Genomic DNA, 17,599 nt, shown 5'->3' with positions numbered 1-17,599 from the left:
GATGATTTATTTTGATTCTTTGACCAGCTCGGGATTCAAAGTGGCATCGTTATACATCTTGAATTGACGGTAAATTTTGTAATACGCACGACCATCTCGCATGTCGGCGATTAAGGTGTCCAAGCAGCCGCCCAAATCTTGGCGTTGTTCAATCAGCGTATTGAGTTTGCTGGTGCATTTGGCAATGTGCTCGGCATCCACATCTGTGCGCACAGTTTGTGCGCGCATGGCTTTGATTTTTAGACTCATGATTGACATGCGGTCAACCATCGCACCCGCTGTTTCGCTGTTCAGTCGCGCGGTTGCACGTTTGTCACCCAAATCGGGCATGCGCACTAAAATCTCTTCATCCACGCGTTCGGTCGCATCATTGCGTGCTTGATTAAAGCCATCAATGCGACGTTTATTTTGAGCGATTTCATCAGATGACACCGTGGTGCGACGTGCCAAATCTTCCTCGGCCCATAAAGACGCGTTATTAAAATGATTGGCTTCAATCCACGCCCAAACACCTTGATTGAATTGAGGCGGGGCGGACGTGAAGTCAGCTTTATTGAGGGCCGCATCGTGATATGCCATAACGTGTTGGGCTTTAATGTCTGCAAAAAACGTGTCTGCGCTCATGGTCTCATCCGTTCAGAGTTGTTGAAATAAGGTCTATATTATATCGCCATTCGATGAGTGATTTGTATGGACTTGAGTAAGAAAAACCCACGTCGACACGTGGGAAAACGATTGTAGAAATACGTGCGCGTTATGACGACACAGCTGCGTTTTAATGGCGAGGCAAATCAAACAACAACACTTGGGCATCGGCATGGAGCTCAACTTTGATAAGCGACTCGTCCCACACCTTAACGGCATCTCCCGCGTGCAGTGTCATGCCGTTTACGCTTGCCGAACCTGTCGCAACGTGGATGTAGGCCGCGCGTTGCCCATCGAGTACGTATTGCAACTCACTTGATGCCTCAGTTGCGCGGGCGCAGAGCAAGGCGGCGTCTTGATATAAACGCATCGCACCCTTGGCATCATGCCATTTGCCATTGGGCGCGGCTATCACGCGCCAACCTTCTGTTAGGGGTAAATCATCCAATGTGAACTGTTCATATTCTGGCGCGATGCCCTGTACATTCGGTTCAATCCAAATTTGTAACAGATGAACCTCACTGCTGTCCGATGAATTAAATTCAGAATGGCGCACACCACGGCCTGCACTCATTTTTTGAACTTCACCCGCAGGGATTTTTTCTTGATTGCCCATGCTGTCTCGATGTGAAAGCTCACCTGACATGACATAAGTGATGATTTCCATGTTCTCGTGCCCGTGCGTACCAAACCCCATTGATGGAGCAATGCGGTCGTCATTGATGACGCGCAAGGGGCCAAACCCCATGTGGCGAGGATTGTAATAATTGGCAAAAGAAAAACTGTGTTTGGCTTTAAGCCAGCCGTGGTCGGCTGTACCGCGTTGATCGGATAAATGTGTTTCTAACATGGTCTGTTCCCCTAAAAAATTTAAAATAGCAACAATGAAAAGTATACGCCCTGCACGGCTTGTAATAAATCGGTAGAATGCCAAATAACTTTTTCATTTTTGAAACAATCTTAAGACTATCACGTCATGGCACAAGGCATTTCCCACCCCAGCAAACAAGTTTCTCTAGATAATCTCCAGCTCTTTATTGCAGTGGCCGATGCGGGAGGTTTTAGCCGCGCGGCTGAGCGTTTGGATTTGCCCGTTGCGACCTTGTCGCGTCGAATCGCATCGCTTGAAAAAGGTTTAAATGTTCCGTTGTTTAAACGCAATACGCGCCATGTTAGCCTGACACCCGCAGGCGAGGCTTTTTATCAGCAGCTTGTGCCTGCAATGGATGCCGTCCAAGCATCTGTGAATGAGGTGACCGATGCCGCGAGCAGCATCCAAGGCGTTATCCGTATTGCCACAACGGCTGATTTTGCCCGTTTAAATTTAGCCCAGCCATTGACGCAATTTGTACAAAAACATCCGAACATTCGCATTGAGCTTCACCTCAGTTCGAACCGAGTGGATTTAGTGAAAGAGCAAATTGATGTGGCGATTCGTATGGGCGATTTGAGTGATTCAAATTTATACGCATGGCCGTTGTTGCAAATGCCCAGTAAATTATATGCCACGCCGAGTTATTTAGCGGGCTTGCCTCCGATGCGGCATCCCAACGACTTAAAACAATGCAACTTTCTCGTATTGCGCACAAATACTCAACGCCAACAGTTGATGTTGCAACGCGAACAAGAGTTAATTGATTTACGCATCGAAGGCAATTTACAAGCCAACGATATGGGCGTAATTATTTCTTTATGCGCTGCCAATGCGGGCGTAGCGATGATTCCAGAATTATTGGTACACAAAGAAATTCTCAACGATGTGTTTGTCCCTGTTTTGCCCGATTGGCACAGCCCAGCCATTCCAATACATGCATTAACCACCGCACGAAACCCACCTGCACGCATTAAACATTTGATTGATTTTTTAAAGGCAGAATTTGCAGAACTAGCAAAAAAATGCGCTAAACATCAATAATAAGAAGGAGAGCCATGTTTTCAATCGTTTTACCCACTTGGAATAACTTATCACTGCTGCAATTGTGCGTGCGCAGCATCCGCGAAAATTCTGCTTTTGAGCACCAAATCATTGTGCACGTGAATGACGGCAGCGACGGCACTTTAGAGTGGGTCAAGCAGCAAGGCTTAGACTACACGCACTCACAAGAGAACATCGGCATTTGCTGGGCCGTGAATCAAAGCGCAGCACTGGCTAAATTTGACTATATTTTGTATCTGAACGACGACATGTACTGCTGCCCCGATTGGGATACTGCTTTGGTCGATTATATGCAGCAGCTGCCACCATCAGTTGGTACGGCTTGGATGCTATCGGGAACGATGATTGAGCCGAAACTGACACGAAACCCATGTGTGGTTAGATTTGATTATGGGCAAGACGCGCATACGTTCAATGAGGCACAGTTAAAAAGCGACATTGCGAACAATGCGACGCATTTGCACAAAGAGGATTGGTATGGCTCAACATGGCCCCCCACCTTGGTACACAAAGACTGGTGGATTAAAGTAGGTGGTTACAGCAGTGAGTTGTCGCCAGGCATGGCGAGTGACAATGATTTCGCCATCAAAATGTGGCACGCAGGTTGTCGCGTGTTTATCGGTGTCGGCGCGTCAAAGGTGCATCATTTCATGTCAAAAAGCACAGGCAAGGTACAAAAAAACAATGGTCGCCAGCAATTTTTAAATAAATGGGGCATGACCATCAGCACCTTTGATCGCTTTTTCATCCAACGTGGGCACGTTGTGCAAACCCAAGCCCTTGTGTTGCCTGAGCCTGACTCAAGCCGATGGGCGTATCGCTGGCATCGTTTGCGCGGTCGCATTAAGCGGCTGCTGAGCTAAGGCATGCCTATTCGAGCCGCCTTATAATAATTTTTTCAATGCATACAGCGCGTCTAATGCCTGACGGGGTGACATTTCGTCAGGGTTCAATCGCTCAATCTCATCTAACAATGGATGCGCGACGAGAGCCAACGATTCTGGCGCATCTTCCACTACCGTGGTGCCGCTAAATAAATCAAATTGCGTATGACTGGCGTGCTGCGCTTCGAGCTCAGCCAAATGCTTGCGTGCAGCATTGACGACTACGCGCGGTACGCCCGCGAGATGCGCCACTTGCAGCCCATAACTTTTACTGGCGGGCCCCTCTTGAACTTTGTGTAAAAACACAATGGACTCTCGTTCTTCTACGGCGGACAAATGCACATTTTTAACATGCGGTGCGCTGTGGGCGAGTTGAGTCAATTCAAAATAATGCGTGGCAAACAAGGTTAAGCTGAGTTGATTATTCAACAATGATTGAGCAATCGCCATTGCCAAAGCCAAACCATCAAAGGTTGATGTGCCCCGTCCAATTTCATCCATCAACACCAAGCTATTCGAGGTGGCGTGTTGCAAAATTTGCGCCGCTTCGGTCATCTCGACCATGAATGTCGAGCGCCCGCCCGCAAGGTCGTCTGCCGCGCCGATGCGAGTAAAGATACGGTCAATCGGGCCTAAAGTTGCATGTTCAGCGGGCACAAAGCTGCCCACATAAGCAAGCAAAGTGATGAGCGCGACTTGTCGCATAAATGTTGATTTACCGCCCATATTCGGACCCGTGATGACCCACAGCCGCTCATCGCTGGACAAATGGCAATCATTGGCGATAAAAGGTGTGACCTGTTGTTCGACCACGGGATGTCGCCCACGTTGAATATGAATGCAGCTCGACTCCACCAATTGTGGCTTGCGCCAATTTAAAGCGCGGGCGCGCTCGGCCAATGTACTGAGCACATCCAGCTGTGCCAACACGCGCGCCAAGGTTTGCAATTCGCCCACAAATGGCTGGAGCTCAATCAATAGCTGTTCATACAAAAGCTTCTCGCGTGCCAAAGCCAAAGACTGCGCCGACAACGCTTTGTCCTCAAATGCTTTGAGTTCGGGCGTGATGAAGCGTTCTGCGTTTTTGAGGGTTTGACGTCGCTGATAATCAACGGGCAAGGCAGCATCTTTTGCCTGCACATGGGTCAACTCAATATAAAATCCGTGTACGCGGTTGTATTCAACTTTTAGACCCGCGATGCCTGTGCGCGCACGCTCACGACTTTCTAAATCGATTAGAAATGCACCGCTATTGCTTTGCAGACCTCGATACTCGTCCAATTGAGTGTCAAAACCGTCCGCTATCACCCCACCTTCGCGCACAAAGGTAGCAGGTTCAGCCGTTATCGCTTGTTGCAGTAATTCAAGTAACCCGCTCGGACTGCGAACAGCATTTGCCAACATGTCCAGTAGTTCGGCATGCCCTACAGGCAACACCGCACGCACCGCATCTAAACTTAATAAACTGTCGCGTAGGGCGGCCAATTCTTTCGGTCTGACCGAATTTAATGCCACGCGCGCACCGATGCGCTCCATGTCACACAATCCGCTTAAATGTGTGCGCAGTGCGGGTTGTGTCCGCTCATTGAGCAGTACCTCTATCGCAGTTTGACGAGCCAATACGGTCGGCGCGTGTCGCAAAGGGTGGTGCAGCCAGCGTTTCAACAAACGCGAACCCATGCTGCTGGCGCAACCATCCAGCAGAGAAAATAAAGTGGGGGACTCTTGTCCGCGCAGGGTTTCTGTGATTTCCAAATTACGCCGCGTTGCAGCATCGAGCGTCAGATAGTGCTCACTCCGAACGACTGTTAACGTCTGTACATGACGTAAGGCTTGGCCTTGTGTGTGTTGCGCGTAATGCAAAAGCGCTTGAATTGCGGCCAAGCCAGCCGTTAAATGTTCGGCATCTAGATTGGCTAAATGTTTGACTGAGAGTTGCGCGAGCAGTGCGGCTTCGCCCTTGTCACTATGGAAAAATTTATCAGGTAAAGGCGTGAACACGCACTCGAACGCAGGACTCGCCATGTCAGAGATGATGCGGTCAGACAATACAATTTCAGATGGGCGGATTTGCTCCACCCAACTGCTCCATTCGCGTGCAGGTGCTTCGGTGACACAAAACTCACCATTCGCCATGTTTAGCCACGCCAAACCCAATTGAGCATTCGCACCCGTGCCACGGGTATGCGCCGCCATCAAATAGGCATCGGATTTGTCTTTAAGCAAAGCAGCATCCGTCACCGTACCTGGCGTTAAGATGCGCACAACTTTGCGCTCGACAGGGCCTTTACTGGTGGCGGGGTCGCCGACCTGTTCGCAGATGGCAACGGATTCACCTAAGCTCAGGAGCTTAACTAAATACTGCTCGGCTGAATGATAAGGCACGCCCGCCATTTTAATGGGCTCGCCATTTGACGTGCCGCGAGTTGTGAGTGTAATCCCCAATAATTGAGCAGCTTTAATCGCATCATCAAAGAACAATTCGTAAAAATCGCCCATGCGATAAAACAGCAATGTATCCGGGAAATCTGCCTTAATTCCCAAAAATTGGGTAATCATCGGAGAGTGTTTAACGGTCGCGGTCATACCGTTGTTGCTCAATTAGAGTGCAGGCGAAATTTCACGCAGCAAGTGCGGCAAAATTTTGGGCGTCGCCGCCACAATCGAGCCACTCATGAAATCACTTTCACCTGTCAAATCTGTGGTTAAACCGCCCGCCTCTTTCACCATTAAAGCACCTGCAGCAATATCCCAAGACGACAAACCCACACCGATGAAGCCATCAATATAACCTGCGGCCACATAGGCCAAGTCCAGTGCCGATGAGCCAGAATAACGCAAACCTGAAGCGTTAAAACGCAAACGGGTTTGTAAATCGATTAAGCTTGGATTGTTTTTCAGTTCTTTCGAGGGCAGCGCGCTTGAAAGTAGCGCATCCGTCAAGCGAATGCGCGACGACACACGAATGCGGCGGTTGTTCAAAAACGCCCCCGAACCACGGCTGGTCGTAAACAAATCGTTTGTACAGGGGTTGTAAATAACGCCGTGCTCAACTTTTCCATCAATTTCCAAAGCGATGCACACCGCATAGTGTGGATACCCATGAATAAAGTTGTTCGTACCGTCGATTGGGTCAACTATCCATTTGTGATTCGAATTGACATGCCCTGTCAGGCCTGATTCTTCACCTAAAAAAGCATGTTTAGGATAGGCTTCCAACAAGATATTTTTGATAATATCCTCAGCGGCATGGTCAATCTCGGTCACCAAATCTTGCGTGCCTTTTGGGCTGACTTTGACTTGTTCGAGGTTCATGCTCGCGCGGGTGATAATCTGCGCAGCAGCGCGGGCAGCCGAAACGGCGGTATTGAGCATGGGATGCATGAGAAAAATCCTGTTGGTCGTGTGTTAGAAGCACTCGCATTCATTCTTGATAAATGCGGTAAAACGTCATTTTACTGTAATTTAGGCTTGTTTTGGGCTACAAAAGTGAACACAAAGCAAAAGGGCTGTACCGAAAATCAGTACAGCCCTTTTTATTCGTTGGTGCCGGGGGGGGGAATCGAACCCCCACTCCTTTCGGAACCGGATTTTGAGTCCGGCGCGTCTACCAATTCCACCACCCCGGCAACGAGAACAGCATTATGAACGTTTTTTTTGGGTTTGACAAGCCCACTCATGAAAAAAATCACTGAGAAGTTCATTGAAGTCCAAAAAAATGTACGTTCCTAATTTTTTAGGCTTATTTCATAGAACCAAACATGACTTTGCCCAGTTCCACACCCCATTGGTCGAAGCTATTGATGTGCCATATCACACCTTGTAAAAAAGTTTTGTGCTCATACATGGCTATGAGCGCACCGAGTGTGTGTGGGGTGAGCGCATCGAGGTGAATGCGGCTGTTAGGGCGACTGGCGGGGAAGTGACTGTAGCTAGGTTTGGCTTGCCATTGTTCACGCAGGCTGACGGGTAAGGCATCAACGCCATAAGCGAGCGCATCGGATTGTGCTTGTGCAAACAGCAGCAAATCAGCGGCACGGCTGTCGCCTTCGTGCGCAACGATGTTGTCTTGCGCGGATACGCTAATGATGTCGAGCGGCACGAGTTGCGTGCCTTGGTGCAACATCTGGAAAAAACTATGTTGCGTGGTTGTTCCTAAGCCACCAAATAAAGCAGGCGAGGTGGCGTAAGTCACGGGCTTGCCTTCTTTATCGACACATTTGCCATTTGATTCCATTTCTAATTGTTGCAAATAGTCAGGGAGATAGCGTAAACGTTCTGAGTAACTAATCACACCATGAGTTTGTGCGCCGTGAAAGTTGGTGTACCAAACACCTAAAATAGCGAGCAAAGCGGGTAAATTTTTATTTAAAGGCGCATTAAGAAAGTGCTCATCCATCTCATGCGCACCTTGCAGCATCTCGCGGAATTTCGCTTCGCCGATGGCAATGGCAATTGATAAACCGACGGCGGACCACAATGAAAAACGCCCGCCGACCCACTCGGGTAAAGTGAAACAACGTTCCAGTGCGATGCCCCAGCTGCTGATGGCTTTAATGTTGTTTGAAACGGCGCAAAAATGTGCGGCTTTGATGGCAGCGATGTCGCTGTTTTTGAAATGCGTTGTCAGCCAAGCAACGGCGGCTTCGGCATTGGCTTGGGTTTCCATTGTGGAATAGCTCTTGGATGACAATATAAATAAGGTGGTGGCGGGATTAAGTCCCATCAGCACGTTGTGCATTTCTGTGGGATCTAAGTTGGCAACAAAGTGAACCCGAGGACTGGCGACTTTATCCGCCAGTGCGTGACAAATCAGACGCGGCCCCAAATCAGAGCCACCAATGCCTAAGTTAATGACATCCGTGAACGCCTCGCCGCTATGACTTTTAATTGTGCCGTTGCGTACCGCTTGTGCAAACGCAAAAAATTTCTGTTGTGTTTCAGCCACTTCGGCAGGAATGCCTGTGTCAGTGCCTTTATATGAGCCGCGCAAGGCTACGTGCAACACCGCGCGACCTTCGGACGTATTGATGGCTTCGCCACCAAACATTTTTGCCTGCCAGCCTTTCATGTCCTGCTGTTCAAGCAGTTGCTCAAACATGCTCATGGTTTGGTCATTAATCAAGTGTCTTGAAAAATCAAGGTGGATGCCTGCTGCGCTGGCAGTATAACGTTTTGGACGGCTGCTGTCGGCGGTGAGCAAACTCGATAAGGTCTCGCTTGCTGTCGCAGCACGATGCTCTTTTAAGGCCGCCCAAGCGGGCTGTTGATTCGGTTGAGTCATTATTTTTCCCTCGGTCATTGTTATGTCAATTAGTGAAATGGCACGCTTCAATGGCTGCACTTATTTGCGGTTGTTGCGCGGTTATTGTAGCAAAATAACAAAAAGACATGACGTAAAAGCATGACAAGGTAAAATGATGCACTCAATGACGGAGAACATGATGATAAAAAGTATTTTCAAAGCCTACGACATCCGCGGCGTGGTTGATGAGACGTTAACCGAACAAGCTGTGCGCCAGATTGGTCACGCACTGGGCACAGAGGCTCAACAACGCGGTTTAACTGACATGGTGCTCGGACGTGACGGGCGTTTGTCGGGCGAGCGTTTATTGAATGCCTTGGCGCAGGGCATTGTCCTTGCGGGTGTCAATGTGATTGATGTGGGTATGGTACCAACGCCTGTGGTTTATTTTGCCACCAAGCATCTGCAAACAGGTTCAGGCGTAGCGGTCACGGGCAGTCATAACCCACCCGAATACAACGGTTTAAAAATGATGCTCGGTGGTGATACTTTATATGGCGATATGATTTCGGGATTATACGAGCGCATTGTCAAAGGTGATTTGCACACCGCACAGCAGCACGGTGTGATTAAAACCTTGGATATTTTGCCCGTATTCCTTGAGGCTTTATTACAGGATGTGAAGCTGGCTCGGCCGATGAAAATCGCCGTTGATTGCGGCAATGGTGTGGGTGGTGTAGCAGCAGTTGAAATATTTAAGCGTCTCGGTTGTGAAGTAACCGAGCTATTTTGTGATGTGGACGGGCACTTCCCCAACCACCATCCTGACCCAGCTGACCCGCATAATTTGGTTGATTTGCAAAACATCTTGCGCACCACGGATGCTGAAGTGGGCTTGGCTTTTGATGGTGATGCAGATCGTTTAGGCGTAGTCACCAAGGATGGGCAGATTATTTACCCCGACAGGCTTTCGATGCTTTTTGCGCAAGATATTTTACAAAGTCATCAAGGCGCAACCGTGATTTTTGATGCGAAATGCAGTGCACACCTTGCGCCATGGATTCGTCAACATGGTGGAACGCCATTGATGTGGAAAACAGGCCATTCATTGATGAAAGCAAAATTACGCGAAGTGGGCGCGGCGGCGGTTTTTGCGGGCGAAATGAGTGGGCATTTGTATTTCAATGACCGTTGGTCAGGCTTTGATGATGGCCTGTATGCGGGTGCGCGGTTGTTGGAAATTTTGTCTCGACAGCCACAATCGACGGATGCAAAGGAAGTGACGCGTGTCTTAAATGAGTTACCGCAAGGCATTTCGACACCTGAAATCAATGTGAAAGTGAAAGAAGGCGAGGGGCCACACATTGTAGAATTGTTTAAAACACATATTAAATTTGATAACGCACAGGTCAACACCGTGGATGGCCTGCGTGTGGACTTTTCAGATGGCTTTGGTTTGGTGCGCTCATCAAACACCACCCCTGTTTTGGTGCTGCGTTTTGAGGCCAACGACGAGGCGGGTTTAGAACGAATTAAAGCCCAGTTTCGTACAGGCTTACAGCGTATCGCGCCCGATTTGAATGTAACGTTTTAATATTCTGTTTTAATATTCAAATAATAAAAAAACGCCGCGATAACCGCGGCGTTTTTATGTTTATGCCATTTGTCGTTTAAGGTCTGAATGGTGCTCTTGGTTTTTGTTCTTATATTTAATCACTTGTTTGTCCAATTTATCCATCACCAAATCAATAGCGGCATACAAGTCGTTTTCAATGTCCTCAGCATGAAAATCGTGACCTTTTGAGTGTAAGCGAATAGATGCCTTTTGTACATGTCGCTCAACTGAAAAAGTGACTTGTACATCAATCGCCTGTTCAAAGTGACGACGAACTCGAACGAGTTTTTCTTCTAGGTATTCGCGGATAGCTGGGGTGACTTCGATGTGATGACCACTGACTTGAACGTTCATGATGGACCTCCTATTGCCTTGTGGCTGCTTCAATTCACCACAAGTGTGTTGAAAAAAACCTCTAGCTTTATGGGTAGTTCGTTCGTTATTTTTGCCCACGCCCTTAAGGTACGCTTATTTAATTGCGCTTGCAAGAGGGCATCTATTGTTTTTATGCTGCAATGCACATAAACATGATAAAAAAATCCCGCTTCATATCGAAGCGGGATTGAGTGCGCTTGAAATATTAGCCACATGCACCCACATGACCGCACGCTGTGCAAAACTCACAACCATCTTTCTTGATGACCGCGTGATTGCCGCATTCGGGGCAGGGCTTACCTGCCATGGGCGCGACTTTTTCGATACGCTCATTAAACAAGTCACCTTGTTCAGGCATCATCACACCCATATTTTCAATGGGGTAGCCGTCTTCGCTCAAAATGCCGAGCATGGCATAGCGATGAATCACCAATCGAGCCATGTAGGCGATTGTTGAAGGCCAGCTTTGTGATTTTTCTGCATTGGGCACGCGGGCAAAGAAGTCACCTTGTGGCTCTGCGTAGTTGAGCAATTTACGCAATTTCATGCCAATCCATGCGGGATCAATCACGCGCATGTCATGCGATAACATTTTGCACAGGCCGTCTAATTCACGCGGGTACGTGCCTGCCATCCACATTGAATATGGACGACGCGTTCCATTTGGCAACACCAATTCTTTAATGAACAAGACAAAATCATCGCCTGTTTGAGGATTGTTAATGTCCACAGACCAACTAATCGTGCCATCTGTACCTGACTTAGGCTCTTTGCGAGCAAACATGGCATCTAAAACAGGCGTGGGCTCATTGGCCTCGTTTTCTGGTGCGGGTATTTGAGCGATGCGATGACGCAACACCTTGGCCAAAATAGACGATGCGCTGCTGGCCTGAATTTCTGTGTCGCCCATTTCCACTACGTACTCATGGTCACCAAAAGTACGTGCTAATGAATCAAGCTTCATGGCGAGCCATGATTTATCTTGGCTGCGCATGTCCATCGACAAGGTTTTTGCCACTGCGCCCAAGCCACGCGGATGGTTGCCGTTGACCCAGCATTCAAATGGTTCTGATTCGTTGTCCATATGACCGACAAAAACGGCGAAGTTGCCATCGGTATGCTCGACCATATACGTCCATGACGGGTTGCCGCCGCGCGCTTTGGGACGGTGCGGGTATTTCAAGCTGGCTAAAGCAGGAGTGGGCGCAGTTTGTAAACTGATTCGACGTTCCGTGTCGTTCTCAATTGTCATTAAATTGCCCGACAAGTCCTGCGGTGTTTCCTTCGATGGCTCAACCGACAAAACCGAGCCCAGCACGCTGTTCGGGCGATATGTGGTGATGCCTTTTAGACCTGCTTTCCAAGCCGCCATATAGAGGTTTTCAAAGTCCTCAAATGGGTAATCGGCGGGTACATTGACCGTTTTAGAAATAGCCGTATCAACGTAAGGGCCAACCGCGGTACACATGAGCATGTGGTCTTCCGCACTCATTTCGAGTGCCGATACGAAATAATCGGGCAGGTTGTTGACGTCACCGCCCATCAAGCGGTATACGCGGTAAGCGTGGTCTTCCACTTGGTACTCTTGTTTTGAACCGTCTTGCATGCGTTTTTTGCGGGTGTAAAACCAGCTAAAAGGCGGCTCAATGCCATTCGAGGCATTGTCCGCGAACGCCAGTGAAATGGTTCCCGTTGGCGCGATTGAGAGCAGATGTGAGTTGCGGATGCCGTGCTCACGAATGCGCGTTTTAATCGCTTCAGGCAGGCGGCTCGCACAATGCGGCTCGGCGAGGTATTTGTCGGCATCAAATAAGGGAAATGCGCCTTTTTCAATGGCGATGTCTACAGATGCATTGTATGCCGCATCGCGCATGGTTTCTGAAATACGTGAGGCCATGGCACGACCTTCAACGCTGTTGTATTTCAGTTTCAGCATAATCAGCGCATCACCCAAACCCGTAAAGCCCAAGCCTACGCGGCGTTTGTTTTGTGCTTCGCGCTCTTGTTCAGGCAACGGCCAAACCGTTAAATCCAAGACGTTGTCTAACATGCGAATAGACAAGGCGGTGTTTGCTGCAAAACCTTCGAAGTCAAAATGCGGCTGTGCGCCAAAAGGGTCACGCACAAATTTACATAGATTGATTGAGCCCAAGTCGCAGCAGCCATAATCGGGCAAAGGCTGCTCACCGCAGGGGTTCGTTGATTCGATGACTTCACAGTATGACAAGTTGTTGTCACGGTTGATTTTACTCATGAACAACACGCCTGGCTCGGCATGGTCGTATGTAGATTCCATGATTTGTTGCCACAAATCACGTGCACGTACTTTGCGATAAACCCATTTGCCGTCATTGCGTTGGTAAAAGCCTTGAAATGCGGACGCATCGGGCTGTTTCTCGTGCGCCAACTCCCAATCCGCGTCGTCGCTGACCGCCTGCATGAAGGCGTCCGACACGCCGACAGAAATATTAAAGTTACGCAGGTCGCCCTCATCTTTGGCGTGAATGAAGTCTTCAATATCGGGGTGGTCGCAGTCCAACACACCCATTTGAGCGCCTCGACGCGAGCCAGCCGATTCCACCGTCTCGCACGAGCGGTCAAACACGCGCATATATGACACAGGGCCAGAGGCAAGGCTATTGGTTCCCTTGACGGCTGCGCCTTTGGGGCGAATTTTAGAGAAATTATAACCCACACCGCCACCGCGACGCATGGTTTCAGCGGCTTGCAGTAAAGCGGAATAAATCCCAGGCTTGCCATCGCTGTCAACTTCAGAAATTGAATCGCCAACAGGCTGAACAAAACAGTTAATCAACGTGGCGCGTAAATCTGTACCTGCGGCCGAGTTAATGCGACCGCCTGGGATAAAACCGCCATCGAGCGTTTTGAAAAACAAATCGGCAAATTTTTTAACATCCTTGGATTGCTCGCATTGAGCCAAAGCGAGTGCCACGCGTTTACGTACATCGTTGACATTTTGTTCGTCGCCCTTGGCGTATTTTTCTAATAAGACCTCGCGACAAATTTCTTGTTCAGTCAGGGCTGCAATGTTTTCATTTTTCACGGGGGCTCCTACAGGGTGTGTGCTTTTTTGATTCAACAGAACTGAGCTTGCGATCACATCGCGTCTCGGTTTATTTTTTTTAACATTCGCTATCATACCGAAAAATCAGAGTGTGTGTAAGCACCCTTGTGCATTTTATGCCGCACAACACAAAAAAAATCCTTTATTTACAAAAGGTTATTGGTTTTATTGAGGGCATTGGCACTTTGAAATTTTTTTGTTGCGGAGCAAAAAAAGCCCGCATTTTTTATGCGGGCTTTCATGACATCATTAAGCCAATCGACCGTGGCATTGTTTGTATTTTTTGCCACTACCGCATGGGCATGGCTCATTGCGTCCAACACGAGCAGTTCCACTTTCAGCCTCACCAAACGCACTGGCAAGCACTTGTTTTTGGAAGGTTGAAGCGGTTTGGTCTGAACTGTTTTGAGCATCGTCAGCCACAGGTGCATCGCTGTGTTGAAAGTTTAAATTCGACAACATCTCTTCTTCATGATGCAAAATGTGCTGCTCGGCCTCTTCTAACTGCTCTTGCGCTTGGACTTTAACGTTCATCAAAATACTGGTCACATTGCTCTTGATGCGCTCAAGCATGATGCTGAACAAATCAAATGCTTCGCGTTTGTATTCTTGTTTGGGGTTTTTCTGAGCATAACTGCGCAGATGAATGCCTTGACGCAAATGATCCAAAGATGCCAAGTGCTCACGCCATTGTTGATCCATTGATTGGAGCATCAGCACACGTTCGAAATTGTGGAAGCCATCGGCACCAACGGAATTGATTTTAACTTGGTAAGTTTCACTCGCTTGTTCTTGTACCGCTTGAACCAAATCGTCTGGTGTCGCCGTTTTATGCGAGGTCATCCATTCGACGACAGGGAACTCGAGAGACCATTCATCTTTCAAATGGTTTTCCAGCTCAGACAACAGCCACTGCTCTTCGGTTACGCCATTCGGCACATATTGGTAAACAACTTCTGCCATGACGTCGTTGCGCATGGCGGCCACGGTTTCAATGATGTCGCCGTCATTAAGCAACTCATTGCGTTGTGCATACATCACGCGCCGTTGGTCGTTCGCAACATCATCGTACTCGAGCAATTGCTTGCGGACATCAAAGTTACGTGCTTCTACTTTGCGTTGCGCCGACTCAATTGAGCGCGAAACCATGCCCGATTCGATGGCTTCGCCTTGTGGAATTTTCAGACGGTCCATCATTGACTTTAAGCGCTCGCCTGCAAAAATGCGCAACAATGGATCATCCATCGACAAATAGAAACGCGAAGAGCCTGGGTCACCTTGTCGACCCGCACGACCACGCAGCTGATTGTCAATACGGCGAGATTCGTGACGTTCAGTACCGATGATGTGCAAACCACCCGCCTTTAAAACTTGGTCGTGCAAAGTAGGGTGTTCATCTTTGAGTTGTTGAATCTGTTGCTGTTTTTGCGCGTCGGTCAGGCGGTCATCCGCTAAAATGAACTGCGACTGGATGTTGACGTTGCCTCCAAGGACAATATCCGTACCGCGCCCCGCCATATTGGTCGCGATGGTGACCGCACCTGGGCGGCCTGCCTGTGAAATAATCAGTGCTTCACGCTCATGCTGTTTGGCGTTCAGCACGTTGTGCGCAATGCCTTGTTGATTGAGCAGCGCGGACAGGTGCTCTGACAACTCAATCGAAGCCGTGCCCACTAAAGTCGGCTGGCCGCGCTTGATGCAATCTTTGATGTCATTAATAACCGCATCGTGTTTTTCTTCAGCGGAGCGGAAAATCAAATCTTGTTTATCGATTCGTTGAACTTTACGATGGGTGGGAATGACCACTGTTTCTAAACCGTAAATTTGTTGGAACTCATATGCTTCTGTGTCCGCCGTACCCGTCATACCCGCCAGTTTTTCGTACATGCGGAAGAAGTTTTGGAACGTGATGGAAGCCAAGGTCACCGATTCGGATTGAATTTCAACACCCTCTTTGGCTTCAACCGCTTGATGCAAACCTTCTGACCAGCGACGGCCCGTCATGAGTCGGCCTGTGTGCTCATCGACGATGACGATTTCGCCGTCCTGCACAACGTAGTCTTTGTCGCGTGTAAATAAGGTGTGGGCGCGCAAGGCCGCGTGCAAATAATGTACCAAAGAAATGTGCTGAGGGTCATACAAGCTGGCCGACGTTGGCATCAGACCCATTTGCTCAAGAATGTGCTCAACTTTTTCGTGCCCCGCTTCTGACAAATGAATTTGACGTGATTTTTCGTCAATATAGTAATCGCCCTCTGGTTCAGGCTCATCGGCTTTTGGCTCAGTTGCTTGACGGATTAACATGGGCGGCACACTGTTGAGCTTGGTGTACAGCTCCGTATTGTCGTCAGCCGTGCCTGAGATAATCAACGGCGTGCGTGCTTCGTCAATTAAAATCGAGTCCACCTCGTCCACAATCGCATAGTGCAAAGGTCGTTGCACCCGTTCTTGCGCGTTGTAAACCAAGTTGTCGCGCAGATAGTCAAAGCCAAACTCGTTGTTGGTGCCGTATGTGATATCGGCTTGGTACGCGGCAATTTTGTCATCGCGTTCCATGCCTGATAAGTTGATGCCAACGCTCAATCCAAGAAAATTGTACAACTGCCCCATCCATTGGGCATCACGGCGTGCGAGGTAGTCATTGACCGTGACGACGTGAACCCCTTTGCCTGTGATTGCATTCAGGTATACCGCCAAGGTACCCATCAATGTTTTACCTTCACCCGTGCGCATTTCAGCAATTTTGCCTTCATGCAAAACAATACCGCCAATCAATTGAACGTCAAAATGGCGCATGCCCAACACACGGCGCGATGCCTCACGCACCACCGCAAAGGCTTCGGCTTGCATTGATTCTAAAGATTCGCCATTTTGATAGCGTTGTTTAAACTCTGTTGTTTTTGCTGTCAACGCTTCATCAGACAATGAGGCCAGCGATTCTTCAATACCGTTGATGCGTTTGACACTGCGACGATAAATTTTGAGCAAACGCTCATTGCGTGAACCAAAAATTTTTTTTAATAATCCGCTGACCATGGTGCTTTTATCCTAAAATGATATGAGTTGTGCGATTTTTTTTACTTTATGCCAAAAATACGCACATAACGTTCTATTTTACCATGCCGCATTCACTTGCGGCGTAAAACAACTCGACATCGTTGTCGTTCTTAAAATTTATCAACCAAAAGCATTCCTATGGTGACTTATTCCAAATCCAAATACCGTCCGCCTGGCGTGTGGCGCGTCAATGACACTTGGTTGCAAACCTCGCATTTGGCGCACACTTTACCTCGCCTTGAACAAAATGCACATTTGTCGATAGCCATCAAAGCACTGATGCCCGACACCTTAAAAACAGGGTGGCGTGCGTTTTTGAGTGAGCACATACTGACACTAAAAGTTCCACACAATGCGCTGGCAACGAAAATCAAACAAATTGCACCGCTCATCGTGGACGGACTCAACATGACGGGCTGGAGCATTCATCATATGGAGGTCAAGGTCAGCCATTTCAACCGCCCCGTGTGGTTAATATCACCTAAAAAAGAGGAGGTTGAAAAAAACCCTCGGATTTTAACGGTTAAAAGCGCCCATCGAATTGCCGACACCATCTCGCATCTGCCCGATGATTCGCCCGTGAAAGCGGCATTGATTAGGATGTTGGCGATTCACGGAGAGAAAAAATCAAATTGATATTGAATGTGTTTTTCTTTATCAAAAACCAAATAAATAAAGCTAAAACACGCGCTAAACGCACATCAAAAAACGAGCCGTTATTTGGCTCGTTTTTTATAGACGCTGGGGCGAACTCACT

12 protein-coding genes and 1 tRNA gene are annotated in these 17,599 nt (G+C 48.5%); 4 read left to right on the top strand and 9 right to left on the bottom strand.

Going from position 1 to position 17,599, the window contains the following annotated elements; translation table 11 throughout:
• Positions 1-6 precede the first annotated feature (6 nt).
• Positions 7-624 (bottom strand): DUF4254 domain-containing protein, encoded by a 618-nt coding sequence (locus tag DFR44_RS06565; protein WP_246012070.1) that lies wholly within the window; start codon positions 622-624, stop codon positions 7-9.
• Positions 625-775: 151 nt separating this feature from the next.
• Positions 776-1,495, bottom strand: a complete 720-nt coding sequence (locus DFR44_RS06560) for a pirin family protein (protein WP_133620313.1) — start codon at positions 1,493-1,495, stop codon at positions 776-778.
• Between the two features lie 126 nt (positions 1,496-1,621).
• Between DFR44_RS06560 and DFR44_RS06555 the strand changes: the two genes are divergently transcribed.
• Both DFR44_RS06555 and DFR44_RS06550 read left to right on the top strand, forming a co-directional pair.
• Positions 1,622-2,560, top strand: coding sequence for a LysR family transcriptional regulator (locus DFR44_RS06555; RefSeq protein ID WP_133620311.1), 939 nt, complete (start codon positions 1,622-1,624; stop codon positions 2,558-2,560).
• A 14-nt stretch (positions 2,561-2,574) separates the two neighbouring features.
• Positions 2,575-3,444 (top strand): glycosyltransferase family 2 protein, encoded by an 870-nt coding sequence (locus DFR44_RS06550; protein WP_133620309.1) that lies wholly within the window; start codon positions 2,575-2,577, stop codon positions 3,442-3,444.
• Positions 3,445-3,465: 21 nt separating this feature from the next.
• On the opposite strand, the gene mutS is transcribed toward DFR44_RS06550, so the two are convergent.
• From mutS to pgi, 4 genes are all read right to left on the bottom strand, one after another.
• Positions 3,466-6,051 (bottom strand): DNA mismatch repair protein MutS, encoded by a 2,586-nt coding sequence (gene mutS / locus DFR44_RS06545; protein WP_246012069.1) that lies wholly within the window; start codon positions 6,049-6,051, stop codon positions 3,466-3,468.
• Positions 6,052-6,066: 15 nt separating this feature from the next.
• Positions 6,067-6,849: an inositol monophosphatase family protein gene (locus DFR44_RS06540; RefSeq protein WP_133620306.1), complete on the bottom strand. Its 783-nt coding sequence runs from the start codon at positions 6,847-6,849 to the stop codon at positions 6,067-6,069.
• 160 nt (positions 6,850-7,009) lie between these two features.
• Positions 7,010-7,094: transfer RNA gene (locus DFR44_RS06535), tRNA-Leu, on the bottom strand.
• Between the two features lie 113 nt (positions 7,095-7,207).
• Entirely contained in the window at positions 7,208-8,749 is a 1,542-nt protein-coding gene (pgi, locus tag DFR44_RS06530) for a glucose-6-phosphate isomerase (protein WP_162845187.1), read from the bottom strand.
• A gap of 133 nt (positions 8,750-8,882) precedes the next feature.
• Between pgi and DFR44_RS06525 the strand changes: the two genes are divergently transcribed.
• The gene (locus DFR44_RS06525; protein ID WP_281275630.1) at positions 8,883-10,304 is read left to right on the top strand and encodes a phosphomannomutase/phosphoglucomutase; all 1,422 of its coding nucleotides are present in this window, start codon (positions 8,883-8,885) and stop codon (positions 10,302-10,304) included.
• A gap of 60 nt (positions 10,305-10,364) precedes the next feature.
• Here DFR44_RS06525 and hpf read toward each other — a convergent pair whose 3' ends face one another.
• The 3 genes from hpf to secA all read right to left on the bottom strand — a co-directional run bounded on the left by hpf (position 10,365) and on the right by secA (position 16,821).
• Positions 10,365-10,679 (bottom strand): ribosome hibernation-promoting factor, HPF/YfiA family, encoded by a 315-nt coding sequence (gene hpf / locus DFR44_RS06520; RefSeq protein WP_133620302.1) that lies wholly within the window; start codon positions 10,677-10,679, stop codon positions 10,365-10,367.
• Between the two features lie 226 nt (positions 10,680-10,905).
• Positions 10,906-13,764: an adenosylcobalamin-dependent ribonucleoside-diphosphate reductase gene (locus DFR44_RS06515; protein WP_133620300.1), complete on the bottom strand. Its 2,859-nt coding sequence runs from the start codon at positions 13,762-13,764 to the stop codon at positions 10,906-10,908.
• A gap of 270 nt (positions 13,765-14,034) precedes the next feature.
• Positions 14,035-16,821, bottom strand: coding sequence for a preprotein translocase subunit SecA (gene secA, locus DFR44_RS06510; RefSeq protein ID WP_133620298.1), 2,787 nt, complete (start codon positions 16,819-16,821; stop codon positions 14,035-14,037).
• A 159-nt stretch (positions 16,822-16,980) separates the two neighbouring features.
• Here secA and DFR44_RS06505 point away from each other — a divergent pair, with 159 nt between their 5' ends.
• The gene (locus DFR44_RS06505; RefSeq protein WP_133620296.1) at positions 16,981-17,478 is read left to right on the top strand and encodes a hypothetical protein; all 498 of its coding nucleotides are present in this window, start codon (positions 16,981-16,983) and stop codon (positions 17,476-17,478) included.
• Positions 17,479-17,599 lie beyond the last annotated feature (121 nt).

It is taken from the genome of Hydromonas duriensis, assembly GCF_004363775.1.
Lineage (GTDB): Bacteria > Pseudomonadota > Gammaproteobacteria > Burkholderiales > Burkholderiaceae > Hydromonas > Hydromonas duriensis.
This window is presented reverse-complemented; position numbering and strand designations above follow the sequence as displayed.

Excerpts from the sequence above, each read along its gene's own strand:
- DFR44_RS06565 (WP_246012070.1), bottom strand. The coding sequence starts at position 624 with ATGAGCGCAGACACGTTTTTTGCAGACATTAAAGCCCAACACGTTATG.
- DFR44_RS06560 (WP_133620313.1), bottom strand. The coding sequence starts at position 1,495 with ATGTTAGAAACACATTTATCCGATCAACGCGGTACAGCCGACCACGGC.
- DFR44_RS06555 (WP_133620311.1), top strand. The coding sequence starts at position 1,622 with ATGGCACAAGGCATTTCCCACCCCAGCAAACAAGTTTCTCTAGATAAT.
- DFR44_RS06550 (WP_133620309.1), top strand. The coding sequence starts at position 2,575 with ATGTTTTCAATCGTTTTACCCACTTGGAATAACTTATCACTGCTGCAA.
- mutS (WP_246012069.1), bottom strand. The coding sequence starts at position 6,051 with ATGACCGCGACCGTTAAACACTCTCCGATGATTACCCAATTTTTGGGA.
- DFR44_RS06540 (WP_133620306.1), bottom strand. The coding sequence starts at position 6,849 with ATGCATCCCATGCTCAATACCGCCGTTTCGGCTGCCCGCGCTGCTGCG.
- pgi (WP_162845187.1), bottom strand. The coding sequence starts at position 8,749 with ATGACTCAACCGAATCAACAGCCCGCTTGGGCGGCCTTAAAAGAGCAT.
- DFR44_RS06525 (WP_281275630.1), top strand. The coding sequence starts at position 8,883 with ATGATGCACTCAATGACGGAGAACATGATGATAAAAAGTATTTTCAAA.
- hpf (WP_133620302.1), bottom strand. The coding sequence starts at position 10,679 with ATGAACGTTCAAGTCAGTGGTCATCACATCGAAGTCACCCCAGCTATC.
- secA (WP_133620298.1), bottom strand. The coding sequence starts at position 16,821 with ATGGTCAGCGGATTATTAAAAAAAATTTTTGGTTCACGCAATGAGCGT.
- DFR44_RS06505 (WP_133620296.1), top strand. The coding sequence starts at position 16,981 with ATGGTGACTTATTCCAAATCCAAATACCGTCCGCCTGGCGTGTGGCGC.